The sequence below is a fragment of the Rhizobium sp. B230/85 genome (assembly GCF_019355735.1).
Classification (GTDB): Bacteria; Pseudomonadota; Alphaproteobacteria; order Rhizobiales; family Rhizobiaceae; genus Rhizobium; species Rhizobium rhododendri.
On sequence record NZ_CP072157.1, the window covers coordinates 559,902 to 573,155 of the forward strand.

Below are 13,254 nucleotides of genomic sequence, written 5' to 3' on the forward strand. Positions count from 1 at the left end.
GCGGTGTCGGTGGCATCGGCGGAGCCGTTTCTGAGAGGTTCGCCAGAGAGGGAGCACAAGTCTACGCGACAGCCGCAAGGGCGCGGAAAGCGAACCAGACCCAGGCGGAATAGCTAGCATCACCACGATCCAGGCAAACGCCAGCAACGACGCCGATCTTCAGCGCGTCTTTGAGCAGATCCGGTCTGACCGAGGCCGGATCGACGTGCTCGTCGTCAATGCAGGCCTATCGGAATACGCACCCCTTGGAGACATTTCCGAAGATCATTTCGATAGAACCTTCGGCCTGAACGTCTGATCTCTCGTGTTCGCAGGGCAGCACCCCAGTTGCCTCGTCCACTACCATCTTGATTTTATGCGGGCCGATGAGTAAATAGGTCACTTGTGACCCGATTTAGAGGAGGCCATAGTGTCGACGGTTAGTTTAAAGGTCGCGAAAGCGTCTTTCTCGCATCAAATTGACCAAGCTGCTGGCGGCGAGTTCGTGACCATTACGCGTCATGGGCGCGCCACCGCGGTCCTCGTCAGCGTGAGAGCCGCTGAGGCGGCAAAAAAGGCGCTCCGGAAGGAGCGCCCTAGTCTTGTTCAATACCTGAAAACATTTCCGGTCGATCTCGACGAGGACGTATTCGCTCGCAATCCAACCAACTCGCGTGACGTTGACCTGTGAGGTTCCTCCTCGATTCAAACGCCATCTCACTGTTTTCGCCATATAATGCCGACGCGTCCGAGAGCTTTTCAAAGTGGGCTGATGAGCAAGACCAGCTAGACGCTATTTATATGTCCGCAATGACAGTTTACGAGATCGAAATAGGCATTCGGCTGTGAGAGGCGAAAGGCGCGACAGCGAAGGCGGCGGGGATAAGAAGCTGGCTGCTGGGGCTAATCTCTGGAAACGGCGATCACATACTGCCTATCGACAATGATGTCGCACTTGAGTCGGGCAGGTTGGAAGCAAAAGCCATATCCGCAGGATATGGGCCTGGCGCTGCAGACGCGATCATTGCTGGCACTGCAAGCGTTCATAATTTGACGATCATCACTAAGAACTTGAAACACTTCTTGTCGTTCGGAGTGGCGGTTAAATCCCCCGATCAGGTCGCGCCTTGATATTCACGACTGTTAAAGCTTGTAATCTTGGTGGCCTTCTCTCGGCGCCCGCCGAGGCATTCCAGGCCAAGTACCTCGGCGAGTGATCTGACTCGCGTGAATTCGAGCGTCAGGGGCGCGATGGACCCCGCCATTATGACATCCGAATTGATCTGGGTTCGCCCGGTTGCGGGTTTAAACCTTCTGACCATGTCGAAGGGGCACGCAGTGCAATCTCACTTCTCCCGTTTCAACAGGCTTGGCTATTCAGCGGCGTCTCACACATCGACCTGTATCGCTCAAAATAAAGGGAGAGAGCATGTCTCCATGTCTCTCCCTTGGGGTCCCACTATCTAACCGATCGAATGACTACATCATTCCGCCCATATCTGGCATGCTGCCGCTGGCAGAATCCTTCTTCGGTGCTTCAGCAATCATGGCTTCGGTGGTGATCAGCAGCGAGGCAACCGAGGCTGCGTTCTGCAGAGCCGTACGGACAACCTTGACCGGGTCGACGATACCCATGGCGATCATGTCGCCATATTCGCCGGTCTGGGCGTTATAGCCGTAGTTGTCGGTGTTGCTTTCGAGGATCTTGCCGACGATGATCGAGCCTTCGTCACCAGCATTTTCTGCGATCTGGCGAACCAGCGACTGCAGAGCCTTGCGGATGATATTGATGCCGGCCGTCTGGTCGTCGTTGGCGCCCTTGATGTTGAGGACGACAGAGGCGCGCAGAAGTGCGGTACCGCCGCCGGGGACGATGCCTTCCTGTACGGCAGCGCGCGTTGCGTTCAGCGCGTCGTCGATACGGTCCTTCTTTTCCTTGACTTCAACTTCGGTCGCACCGCCAACGCGGATGACGGCAACGCCGCCAGCGAGCTTGGCAAGACGTTCCTGCAGCTTTTCGCGGTCGTAGTCAGACGTGGTTTCTTCGATCTGGGCCTTGATCTGCGCGACGCGGCCTTCGATGTCGGACTTCTGGCCCGAACCATCGACGATCGTCGTGTTTTCCTTGGTGATCGAGATCTTCTTGGCGCGGCCGAGCATTTCGAGCGTAACCGACTCGAGCTTGATGCCGATGTCTTCGGAGATCACAGTGCCGCCCGTCAGGATGGCGATGTCTTCGAGCATTGCCTTGCGGCGATCGCCGAAGCCAGGAGCCTTGACAGCAGCAATCTTCAGGCCGCCGCGCAGCTTGTTGACGACGAGCGTTGCAAGAGCTTCGCCTTCGACGTCTTCAGAGATGATGAGGAGCGGCTTGCCGGTCTGGACGACAGCTTCGAGAACCGGCAGCATTGCCTGAAGGTTGGAAAGCTTCTTCTCGTGAAAGAGAATGTAAGCGTCTTCCAGTTCGGCAACCATCTTTTCAGGGTTGGTCACGAAGTAAGGCGAGAGGTAGCCGCGGTCGAACTGCATGCCTTCGACGACTTCGAGTTCGGTTTCGGCGGTCTTGGCTTCTTCAACCGTGATGACGCCTTCATTGCCGACCTTCTGCATCGCTTCAGCGATGTACTGGCCGATTTCCTTTTCGCCGTTGGCAGAGATCGTGCCGACCTGGGCCACTTCATCCGAAGTGCTGATCTTCTTTGCCTTGGATACGATGTCCTTGACGACTTCGGCAACGGCGAGATCGATGCCGCGCTTCAGGTCCATCGGGTTCATGCCGGCAGCAACAGCCTTGCCGCCTTCGCGAACGATGGCCTGGGCCAGAACGGTTGCCGTCGTGGTGCCGTCACCGGCGATGTCATTGGTCTTCGAAGCAACTTCGCGGACCATCTGGGCGCCCATGTTTTCGAACTCGTCTTCGAGTTCGATTTCCTTGGCGACAGAAACGCCGTCCTTGGTGATGCGCGGAGCGCCGAAGGACTTGTCGATGATGACGTTGCGGCCCTTAGGACCGAGCGTGACCTTTACTGCGTCAGCGAGGATGTCGACGCCGCGCAGGAGCTTTTCGCGTGCGTCGCGACCGAATTTGATTTGTTTAGCAGCCATAGGAAGAAACTCCCGAGCGTATCGCTCAATGGTCTTTGAAAAGGAAATGAAAAAAGAAAGCGGCTCAGATCAGCCGATGATCCCCATGATGTCGGCTTCCTTCATGATGAGAAGGTCTTCGCCGTCGAGCTTGACTTCAGTGCCCGACCACTTGCCGAACAGGATGCGGTCGCCAGCCTTGACGTCCAAAGGAATGATCGTGCCCTTGTCGTCACGAACGCCGGTGCCGACAGCGACGATTTCGCCTTCCTGCGGCTTTTCCTTGGCGGTGTCAGGAATGATGATGCCGCCCTTTGTCTTGGCTTTAGCCTCAACACGGCGCACAACGACGCGGTCGTGCAGCGGACGAAAATTCGTATCAGCCATTTTTGGATTCCTTCACCGGGATCGTCGCCAAATGGCTGCCCCTTGAAAAGGGCGTAGCACTCTCTGACTGGGAGTGCCAGCGATCATTCTCACTGCGCGGAAGGTTAGCTGCTGCACAGACGTCTCGTGTCCCGCATGACAGCTTCAAAGTCTCCATGACGGGGAAACGCTGCTTTGACCAGAAGTTCAGCGCCGACTATGCCTCCATAAACGCGGCAACTTAGGAATCGGTAGCGCATCCTCACTTACTCGCGAAACGCCGAAGCGCACAACTGCCCTTTCGGAATGAGGGATCGTTGGAGGCTTGCTAAAAATGCTGGTGCGAAGCGCTTTCACATATTGCGGCACCGAAGACTGGTAATCTGCGCGGAAGGTTTGTCCGCTGAAACATAGCCTGTTGAGTGGTCTTGACCAGATTCGGACAAGTGGCCTGAGAAGCCAGGAACATGTGCAACGGGAGTTGAATCCTCAGCTATGCAGCATCCTACGGAAAAACGATGGAAGGCTGCCCAGATGATAGATGCTAGCCTTCCTCTGGTTCTTGTTTGGCGTCAGACCGGTGCGATCGCTTGACGAGACTTGACTAAGCCTTACTACACAGTGACCGGTGCGCTGCATCTGGGCCAGAAATTCATCACTGACTTCGCCCCTTGTGATGGTCTTTAACTGCGTCCAGCTGCTCTCTTCTGTGCAGGGCATCGCGTATCCCTCACGAAGAAACATCGTAAGGTCGGGAGCTTCATCGGTCTTGTAGATACAAACCCTCATGTTCATGACCTTCGACACGGGAAGACAACATATTGCGCCGCACTGTTCGAAATGACAACGCCCTTTTACTGGCGGCTACATAGGTGCTTCCATTTCTAGGGACTGCCTTTCAATCCCGAGTTTGATAGAAGCTGCCCGACAGAGCATACAAGGTCTCGGCTTAAAATGGGTGGATAGCAAAAATCCAAATCCTTGACGAAATCTGAACTCATTTACCAGCGCTCGGTCCCAGGGGGGCCTTTAAACGGGCCGGCCACGGCTGAAGTGATCCATCCGCCGTAGAACATCCCGTCCTGGGACACGACGGCCTCGCCGTCTACCAGGCATAGGTCCATGGGTCGCGGATAAAAGGCAATATAATCCTTGATCAAGCCAAAGGATGTCGTGGGATGCGAATAGGCCCAAGCGGCGTTCCGGCTTATTCTGTCGCCAGAAACGATATCAAAATAGCGTGCCTGTCCTTTCCACTCGCAGATCGACCTGCTGCTGCTTTCGCGAAGCAACGAGAGATCGACGTCCGCAGCCGGAAAATAATAGGTTGGCGGATGACTTGTTTCAATTGTGCGCACGGCGGCAGTGGTCTCTGCAAGAACGTGGCCGTTGTAAATGATCTTCAGGTGATTGCGCGCCGGCTGGGCGATGCTGGGCCTTGGGAAAGACCAGACACTCTCCTGCCCGGGCAGGCATGGTTCGGGAACGGGGTGCGCAAGCTGGGCCATGATTTCCTCCAGTCAGAGCGAACATGCAACAGCGCCGATTATTTGCAAGGCCTGAACGGTTGCGCGGGGCAACATGGGTGAATCTTGCAGCCGACAATATTGCGGCGAACACGCTTATATCGCTTCATACACAGTTGCGCGGACATATGGTGTAAGTGGGCAGATTTGCTGCACGTTCACTTCCGCGGCGGTTTCCGAACAGCCGCGCCCGCGCCTGCAAAAGATTGGCCATCTCGTAGGTGATGCTCGGCTCGTAGAAGCCAGCCTTTGAAACCTCCATGTCATTGCGGGTTTTGGCACCACGCAGGCGTTCCCGTACGGCAGTTCCACTGATGACGCGCGCAGACGACGGAACCGCAGTTGCGCTTTTCGCCAGCTCCGGTGAGGGGTTAACACAAGCCGACAAGCCTACAAGAGCTGCCGTACAAGCAGCGGTCGATACAGCTCGGGGCATCAATTGCGTCCTGTAAGAATATTTTTAGAAGGCCATAGTGCTTTGTGACGATACCAGTCAAAATAACGCGCAGGCGATACATATATCCGATGATCAGTGGACTTCACGCCGCAGTCTCGAGCAAAGATATGTATCCATCTGAGATTGGATTGTCACGCCTTTCTCCGACACCGTTTGTGGGGCGACGGCCAGCAAAGTACTTAATGTTGGCGTTGTTCATACCCGGCCGTCGCCGATATTTTCGTAGTAAAATAGAGTAAATGCTAAGGGGCTGGCCGGGACTAGCCTTGCGTGGTCTTGAAGTCAAAGCTTCCGGTCTCAACGGCTGCGGAGGTTTGGGGATCGCTCTCAAATGGAAATTTAAGCCACCTCTGATATTAGCGGATCTCCCAATCGATGGAGTAAACAAAAAACTGCGATTTGCGAAAATCGGATCGCTATTGGCGGTGAGAAGATGAATATGGCGGCACCCCTATTGCGATTACCGCCGTCGCGCTGACGCAATTAGAGGCTGACGGGAGTTTGTTCCCTGCGGAAGGTCCTCCATGTCCGATTTCGCCCAAGATGCAATGACAAACCGTCTCCTGAAGATGATGCCTGCCGAGGGCTTCGAGCGCATTCGGCCGCATCTTAAGACGGTCGGTCTCGCTTTTCGAGATATCATTGTGCGGCCAAACACGGAGACCACACATGTCCACTTTTTGGAAAGTGGCATCGCTTCCATTGTAACGACCGCAGATATTGAACATGAGGGCATCGAGGTCGGGCATATTGGCTGGGAGGGCATGACGGCGGCGCACGTCATTCTGGGTTCATTTCGTACGCCAAATGGCGCGCTCATGCTGGCGGGCGGAACAGCGCTTCAAATGGACGCAAGTCAATTCCTTCGATCATTGGAGGATGTGCCGAGCCTTCACTGGTTCCTCCTGCGGTATGTTCAGTACTGCGAAATTCAAATCGCCCAGTCGGCCTTGGCACACGGCCGCTATTCCGTCAGAGAGCGTCTGGCCCGGTGGCTTCTGATGTGCCACGATCGCACCGATGGCGATAATCTCGTGCTGACACACGAATTTCTCGCGATGATGCTCGGGGTACGCCGCACCAGCGTAACCGAGGCAATTCAAATCCTGGAGGGTGATCGCTTGATAAAAGCGACACGAGGGCATCTACGTATTCTCGATCGGGAAAGAATCCTTAAAATCGCAGGTGGCTGCTACGGCGTGCCAGAGCGTGAGTATGAGCGTTTGATGGTGACGAGCCGATACGTCTAGCCAACCCGAGGCGGTTCAACGCGCATTTTCCGCAGCTCCCAACACAACGACTAAATTTCCCTAGCCTTAAATGCTAATTACCTCGGGAGAGATTAGGTTCGCGAGAATGTCCCGGCTCAAAACCTCTCGAACCAAAACGCTGGCGGCGTCGCAGATACGGATACCCACAAGATCAAACTCTTTGCTCATTTTGAAGCTTTCGACGAAGAACTCCAGGATAGCTCCTTCAGCCTCAATCACGGCATCATCAGGCTCTCCAAACTCTGTGCCTTTATCGTCGAAAAGCTCGCTGTCGACACGATAGAGGTCGAAAAAATATCTCGGCAATCTGCGGCCTCCTTCCGTTGATTTTAAAGGAAACGGGTAAGGGGCAAAAGTGTTTCGCGTCCAACTCCGCCCGCTGCGCAGAGCTGGACGAATTGAACCCAGGTACTTGTGAAGAACGCTGCGGCTGAGACAGGCAGGTTCTCCGTCCATCAGTCCATAAGGCCACGTTTGTTAGAAACGTCATACTTTTCAATGTTGCTTCGCATTCGACCTCGCCATCGGTTGACGAACGCCACCGTATCGGCCGCCTCCAAATGAGCACTTAGTGACGCCTGATCTTCCCACCGCTCTACGACAAGCAAATAATCGTTCTGCAGATCGTCTATGGCGGCGCGATAGGAGAGTTGCCGGTCCGGCGCCGCGCAGCCTTCGCGAGAAGCCGGAACTCGTTGCAAAATTGCGCGAGCTGGGAGGCCTCGACCTGAACGTATCCTGTTACGATAAGCACGATGTGTTCCTTTCACTGCTGGCTAGATCCTCGGCGTGATGGCAATCGGGTTCGTCTCGATCAGGCAGCGACAAGCACGATCTTGCCTTGGACGTTGCCGCGAGAGGCGCGCTCATGTGCGGCACATGCGTCCGCCAGCGGATAGGTGCTGTCCACAATAACGCGAATGGTACCACCGTCCAGCAAGCGACCGGCCTCGGCCAGTTGTGTGCCGCTGGAGCGAACCTGTGTCGACGAAACCCTAATCGCGCGCCGTGCCGCTTCGTCATAGCCTGAAAACCCCAGAGGATTGACGAGATAGAGCGCGCCGCCCTGCTTCAAGACCGTCAATCAGCGTTCCATGTTCGGACCGCCGACGGCATCGACAACCAGATCGGCATCCTCGGCGACCGTTTCAGCAGTCGTCTTGGTGTAGTCAATGATCTGATCCGCACCCAGGTCACGCAGCAGTGCCTCATGCTTGCCGGACGCGACAGCAAGCACGCGCGCGCCTTTCCACTTCGCCAACTGAACCGCCAGATGTCCGACGCCGCCTCCAGCGCCATTCACCAAATCCGTTTTGCCTTCGAGGGCTATCGGTGAATTTTCTTCACCTTGGGATGAGAACAGCGCGCCACCCTTATTGAAAATGCGTGGCCGCTGCCTGGTGCGGGCGGACACCGCTGAGCAGACGAGATGCCCAGCGGCAGTGGTCTCAGAACTCCTTCCAGGACTGTTCCGCAGACGCCCCGAACGCATTGGCAATCTTGCGTCCGAGCACTTTTGCGGGCGACGCTACCGGGCGTGGGTTGTTCGAAGCCAACCGCACCGGTTGATGGATCAGCCCATGACCACCAAGATTGAACTGCGAGATCAGCTTGTTCAGAGCGTCGGCTTCGCCGGCCAGACTGTGACTGGCAGCCGTGGACTCCTCGACCATGGCGGCGTTCTGCTGCGTGCCCTGGTCAATCGTGTTGACGGCCGTGTTGATCTCCTGAATACCGACCGACTGCTCGCGCGCCGATTCCACGATGGCACTGACGTGACTGTTGATCTTCTGAACCTCGCCGACCATGACTTCCAAGGATTTCCCCGTTTCCCCGACCAGGGCGACACCGGCACGCACCTGCTCTCCGGATGTGACGATGAGCGCTTTGATCTCCTTGGCGGCAGCGGCAGAGCGCTGGGCAAGTTCACGCACTTCCTGGGCGACGACCGCAAAGCCCTTGCCGGCATCTCCAGCGCGCGCGGCTTCCACGCCCGCATTCAGCGCGAGCAGATTGGTCTGGAAGGCGATTTCATCGATGACGCTAATGATATTGCTGATCTCGCCGGAGGATTTCTCAATCTGATGCATGGCATGCACCGCGTTGCGCACGACTTCCCCGGCCTTCTCCGCACCTAGTCTGGTGCGCGAGACAAGAACCCCTGCCTCTTCCGCCCTCTTGGTGGAATCACGCATCGTCGTCGTGATCTGTTCCAGGGCAGCCGCTGTTTCTTCGACGGAGGCCGCCTGTTGCTCGGTCCGCCTCGCCAGGTCATCTGCAGCGGATCGAATCTCATTCGCACCGCCGTCGATGCCGCGAGCATTCTCCATGACCGCCTGTAGCGCCTCATGCAGTTTGGTCAGCGAGTTATTGAAGTCGAGACGCAACGTGTCGAGATGGGCGGCGAAGGGTGTCGAAATCCGATAGGCGACATCACCGTCGGCCAGCCGCTGGAGCCCGGTTGCCAAGGAATCGACGACGAACTGGGATTGTGCCGCTTCACGTGCCTTTTCCGCTTCACGTTCCAGGCGCTCCCGTTCGCTCATCGAGCGATTGGCCAGTGCTTCTTCTTCCATTGCTGTTTTTTGTATCGCGTTTTCTCGGAAGACAGAGACCGCGGCAGCCATTGCACCGATTTCGTCGACCCGGTCGAGGCCGGGGACTTCGATGGAGACATCGCTCTGCGCCAATCGGCCCATGGCGGTCGTCATCTGCTTGATGGGAGACGCAATGCTGCGGGCCACGAACCACATCGCCGCGATGCCGCCGGCTGCAATGATGACGCCGACGATAATCTGGAACAGAGTGTCGGTATTGTTACGGTCTGCCAGCGATGATGTGAGGGCCTTGGCCTGCGCCATTGCTACCGATCTCGGGACTTGAATAATAACGGACCACGGCGTTTTCGTCCGGCCGATGACGATGGGTGACAGAGCCGTAAAGGTTTCGGCATTTCCCTCGACGGTATCGCGGCCGGCTTGTATCGATGGGAGTTGCGACGTCGCCGCTGAGCTTATCTGGTCAAACGGGCGGCCGATCGCATCCGGATGGTCACTGGATGCGACGACAAGGCCCTTGTAGCTGACAATATCGACAGCGGCTTTGCCGCCGTAGATCGATGCCTTTACATCTTGCGCAAGCTTCTGGACGAAGGTGAGATCGAAATCGGCTCCGGCGACGCCGACGAACTTGCCGTCGATGGTCATGGGAACCGACATCGTCGCCAGATAGACGTTATTGCCCTGAACGACATAGGGCAATGGGTCCAGGACGCTTTCGCCACCGCCGCCTTTCGGCCCGAGATACCATCCACCTTTCATGACGCCGTTGGGGTGAAGCGCTGTGCTGTCGTATTCGACAAGGGGTTGGACAGCCAATTTGCCATCGGCGCTCCGTGTCCAGTAAGGCAGGAATCGCCCGGTCGCATCCGATCCGACATCCTGCTTGTCGCGAAAGAGTTGATCCTGCCCATCCAGCGCATCGGGCTCCCAGGCGCTGTACGTTCCATTGAAGCGTGGGTTGTCCTTCAGCACGTTGAGAAGGATCGCATTGAACTCTGTGCGGCGTTTGCCGACCGGCGTCGCTGCTCCATTGTCGTTGCTCGCCGATATCTCGAACATCCGGGCCATGTTACGCGCCGAGTCGAATGCCATGTCGAGCGGCGACTTGATCAACGCGGCCTGCGCAAGAGCCAATGTTTTGAGATGGTTCTTGGTGCTGTCTTCCGTCAGAGTATCGACGTGTTCACCCACGAATGCCTTACTGTTGGCGGCCGATATGATGCTATACCCTACCAATGCGCCGCTTGCCGCAACGACGCAGACGCCCGCGAGCAGGGCAATTTTAAGCTGGATTGATCGTATACGCACAGTCCGTTACTCCTCTGTCTTGGCGCATTGCGCGCCTGGGAGTTTTAGCGTGGCCCGCGAAGGTTAATTGTCTCAGTATTGAATAAGACTGTATTTATCTGCTGTCGCAAATATGCGACGAAAATTTTATTTTAAACTACAATCCCCGCTTTAAACTGTCTGCTTTTGAAAAGTCGGACGAATGTGTTTGATTTAAATCAATATCGAACGGCATAGTATACTTGACAACGGTCACGCAAGGGCTCCTTCGCCTGTGAATTCCTTGTGTTTTCGCCCCAGAAAAAAGGAGGAATTGATGAACTTTGGCGCAGGCAGTTCCATTTCAAGACCGATTGCTGTCCTGCTTGTCGGAACGAGATCTCGCACTCGTCATCGCATAGGCTGAACCGTATAACTTCATCTCAGACAAGCGCTGGAGATCGCCCGTCAGAAAAACGAACGTCTTTTTTAGGATCTGGATTGGGTTTCGTCGTGCCAGGCAGCCTAGCGGGCCATTTTGTTCCCGTCGATAGTCATTTTCCCCAACAGCCCGTCAGCACTCCAATCGTAGATAAGCTTGTTGCCGAGTGTTACGGAGATCGTGCGCTGTAGGAGCCTGCTGCCGTAGCCACCTGCGCCCATCAATATTTTTACCTCGGGACCTCCCTGCTCGGACCACGTTATCTCCACCTTCTCATCTGCTGTCGCTCCAGAAACGTCCAAGGTCCCGGTGGATGTAGAGAGCGCACCATACTTCAACGAATTGGTCGACAGTTCATGAACAATGAGCGCCAAGGCGTTTGCCGCGTTCTCGCCAACCCCCATACGTGGAACCGAGACGCCGATACGTCCGCAAAAGCGCTAGTCTCCTCGTAAGGCGCTAGAAGCACCGTGATGAGATCGCCAAGTCGCGCCGCCTTACCCTGGGAGTTCGGCAAAGGACGGACAAGATCGTGGGCGCGATCAAGCGCGGTCAGCCGTTGTGTCAATTGCCTGGACATATCTTCGATGGATGAGGAGGACCTGGAGGTAATCTGTGTCAGTCCCGACGCTACCGCTAGTAGGTTTTTTACACGGTGGCTCATTACTCCCGCCAGCAACTCATGTCCTTCTTCGGCTTGCTTGCGCCCCGTGACATCCAGGAAGATGCCCGCCATCCGACGTTTCACTATGCCTGCATCGTTGCCTTGTCCGCGCGCCGATATCCAGCGAATGTCAGCATCGAGCATTATGCGGAAATCGATTTCATAGGGCCCCACGACGGCCCTCGTCGCCGAATGCAGCTCTCACACGATCACGGTCCGCGGGGTGAATTTTTTCTGATAATCTCTCAAAGGTTACGGGCTTGTTGTTGTCGACTCCTCAGAGTGCCTAGCCGGAGATATCCATAATCAAGGTGTCGTCGTCAACGTTCCAGGACCATAGCGTTACGCCAGCGGCTTCGACGGCTCGGAGAAGTTCGTCGGTATCCCATTGATGATGAAACGCAGTGTCAGTTTCGATAATGGCCACCTCTCGTTGCAATGTCGAGTTCCATACCATTTAGTGCTACGAGATAAGCCGCTGGTGTTCAATTCGCCCAATCGCAAACCCTCCAAAAAAGATCGCAGCACGACCACTCACCCAACAGTCGGCGCGGTATCGAGCGGTCGCTCGCTGGGCAGACGGATTACCAGCGACAGGCCCTCAGTCCTCCAGTCGCGGCTGATGCTTCCTCGCAGCTGCTTTTCCACCAAAGCATCAATCAAGGCTGTGCCAAATCCAGCCGCTCTGGTGGCAGCAGGAACAACGGGTCCTCTTTCCCGCCAAGCAATTTCAAGACCACCTGACTCAACGTTTCTCCAGTGAACTTCCACATTGCCAGCTTCGTTGGCCAGCGCGCCGTGGTGGGTCGCATTTGCCACCAGCTCGTGGAGGACAAGCGCAAGGGGCTGCGCATCAGTCGCTTCAACTCCTATGCCGGGTCCCTCAAGCTGGACCGTATGTGGTCCGAATGCCGTGAACTGCTGACGAACAACTTCCTCGAGTGAAATAGAATCCCATCCCTTCTCGGCGAGCAGGGTGTGGACGTCCGCCAACGCTTGAATGCGATCACGGACCGCGCTTGCATAACGACTTGGGTCGGTCGCCTTGCTCAGGCGAACAATGCTATTGACGACAGCGAGAACGTTTTTCGCGCGGTGATCCACCTCTCTAAGCAGACGCCGCTCAGAGGCCTCCAGGCCAGCCACTCGACGCAACTCAGTGACATCCATCTGGGAAGCGAAGAAGTATGCGATCTCGCCTTTGTCATTGCGGATCGGGCTAATGTGAAGCTCGTTCCAAAATTCGCTGCCGTCTTTTCGGTAATTCAACAGATTCGCTGCAACGTCGACACCCGACCGGATGGACGCGCCTATAGTAGAGGTCACGCTTTTGGATGTCGCTGGACCCTGGAGAAACCGGCAGTCCCTGCCGACGACTTCAGACAAGGCGTAACCCGTGAGCTCGAGGAAAGCCTTATTGGCGAATAATATCGGGTTTTGCCCCTGGCCAGCATCGGCCATCACCATGGGTGTCCGCGAGCGCTCGAACGCGATCGAGTAGAGGTCTTTTAGGTCAGCGCTCGGCGACAATGCACTCAAGCTGGAGACGGTTATGTCGCCCGCGGGCTTCTCGTCGTTGGTCAATATGACACCATTTATTATGACTACCTCAGCTCAACGTGACAGCTGCCATTTGTT

11 protein-coding genes and 1 pseudogene are annotated in these 13,254 nt (G+C 56.0%); 3 read left to right on the top strand and 9 right to left on the bottom strand.

The window, feature by feature from the left end:
- Positions 1-127: 127 nt before the first annotated feature.
- Complete coding sequence (locus tag J5289_RS29395; protein WP_257625536.1) at positions 128-298, top strand: SDR family oxidoreductase; 171 nt, start codon at positions 128-130, stop codon at positions 296-298.
- 111 nt (positions 299-409) lie between these two features.
- On the top strand, positions 410-670 hold the full coding sequence (locus J5289_RS20690) for a type II toxin-antitoxin system Phd/YefM family antitoxin (RefSeq protein WP_209207410.1): 261 nt from the start codon (positions 410-412) through the stop codon (positions 668-670).
- 788 nt (positions 671-1,458) lie between these two features.
- Here J5289_RS20690 and groL read toward each other — a convergent pair.
- The 3 genes from groL to J5289_RS20705 form a co-directional block, all read right to left on the bottom strand.
- A complete protein-coding gene (gene groL, locus J5289_RS20695; RefSeq protein ID WP_219276620.1) occupies positions 1,459-3,084 on the bottom strand; it encodes a chaperonin GroEL in 1,626 nt (541 codons plus the stop codon).
- A gap of 69 nt (positions 3,085-3,153) precedes the next feature.
- Complete coding sequence (gene groES / locus J5289_RS20700) at positions 3,154-3,450, bottom strand: co-chaperone GroES (protein WP_219276622.1); 297 nt, start codon at positions 3,448-3,450, stop codon at positions 3,154-3,156.
- Between the two features lie 980 nt (positions 3,451-4,430).
- Entirely contained in the window at positions 4,431-4,937 is a 507-nt protein-coding gene (locus J5289_RS20705; protein ID WP_209207407.1) for a DUF427 domain-containing protein, read from the bottom strand.
- A 999-nt stretch (positions 4,938-5,936) separates the two neighbouring features.
- Here J5289_RS20705 and J5289_RS20710 point away from each other — a divergent pair.
- Positions 5,937-6,662 (top strand): Crp/Fnr family transcriptional regulator, encoded by a 726-nt coding sequence (locus J5289_RS20710; protein WP_209207406.1) that lies wholly within the window; start codon positions 5,937-5,939, stop codon positions 6,660-6,662.
- Positions 6,663-6,728: 66 nt separating this feature from the next.
- On the opposite strand, the gene J5289_RS20715 is transcribed toward J5289_RS20710, so the two are convergent.
- The 6 genes and pseudogenes from J5289_RS20715 to J5289_RS20735 form a co-directional block, all read right to left on the bottom strand.
- Positions 6,729-6,989 (bottom strand): hypothetical protein, encoded by a 261-nt coding sequence (locus J5289_RS20715; RefSeq protein WP_209207405.1) that lies wholly within the window; start codon positions 6,987-6,989, stop codon positions 6,729-6,731.
- Between the two features lie 508 nt (positions 6,990-7,497).
- Positions 7,498-8,016 (bottom strand): annotated as a pseudogene (locus tag J5289_RS20720) (zinc-binding dehydrogenase); the annotation flags it as partial.
- A 115-nt stretch (positions 8,017-8,131) separates the two neighbouring features.
- Positions 8,132-10,552 carry a methyl-accepting chemotaxis protein gene (locus tag J5289_RS20725; protein ID WP_209207404.1) on the bottom strand — a complete coding sequence of 807 codons (2,421 nt, stop codon included), beginning with the start codon at positions 10,550-10,552 and terminating at the stop codon, positions 8,132-8,134.
- 483 nt (positions 10,553-11,035) lie between these two features.
- Positions 11,036-11,326, bottom strand: a complete 291-nt coding sequence (locus J5289_RS29740) for a hypothetical protein (protein WP_307877445.1) — start codon at positions 11,324-11,326, stop codon at positions 11,036-11,038.
- Positions 11,287-11,760 (bottom strand): HWE histidine kinase domain-containing protein, encoded by a 474-nt coding sequence (locus J5289_RS29745; RefSeq protein WP_307877443.1) that lies wholly within the window; start codon positions 11,758-11,760, stop codon positions 11,287-11,289. The genes J5289_RS29740 and J5289_RS29745 overlap by 40 nt, the downstream gene beginning before the upstream one ends.
- Before the next feature lie 390 nt (positions 11,761-12,150).
- Positions 12,151-13,200 carry an HWE histidine kinase domain-containing protein gene (locus tag J5289_RS20735; RefSeq protein ID WP_209207403.1) on the bottom strand — a complete coding sequence of 350 codons (1,050 nt, stop codon included), beginning with the start codon at positions 13,198-13,200 and terminating at the stop codon, positions 12,151-12,153.
- Positions 13,201-13,254: the final 54 nt, after the last annotated feature.

Bases quoted from the DNA above. Each gene is read 5' to 3' on its own strand.
- J5289_RS20710 (WP_209207406.1), top strand. From the start codon at position 5,937: ATGTCCGATTTCGCCCAAGATGCAATGACAAACCGTCTCCTGAAGATG.
- groL (WP_219276620.1), bottom strand. From the start codon at position 3,084: ATGGCTGCTAAACAAATCAAATTCGGTCGCGACGCACGCGAAAAGCTC.
- J5289_RS20705 (WP_209207407.1), bottom strand. From the start codon at position 4,937: ATGGCCCAGCTTGCGCACCCCGTTCCCGAACCATGCCTGCCCGGGCAG.
- groES (WP_219276622.1), bottom strand. From the start codon at position 3,450: ATGGCTGATACGAATTTTCGTCCGCTGCACGACCGCGTCGTTGTGCGC.
- J5289_RS29745 (WP_307877443.1), bottom strand. From the start codon at position 11,760: ATGCTCGATGCTGACATTCGCTGGATATCGGCGCGCGGACAAGGCAAC.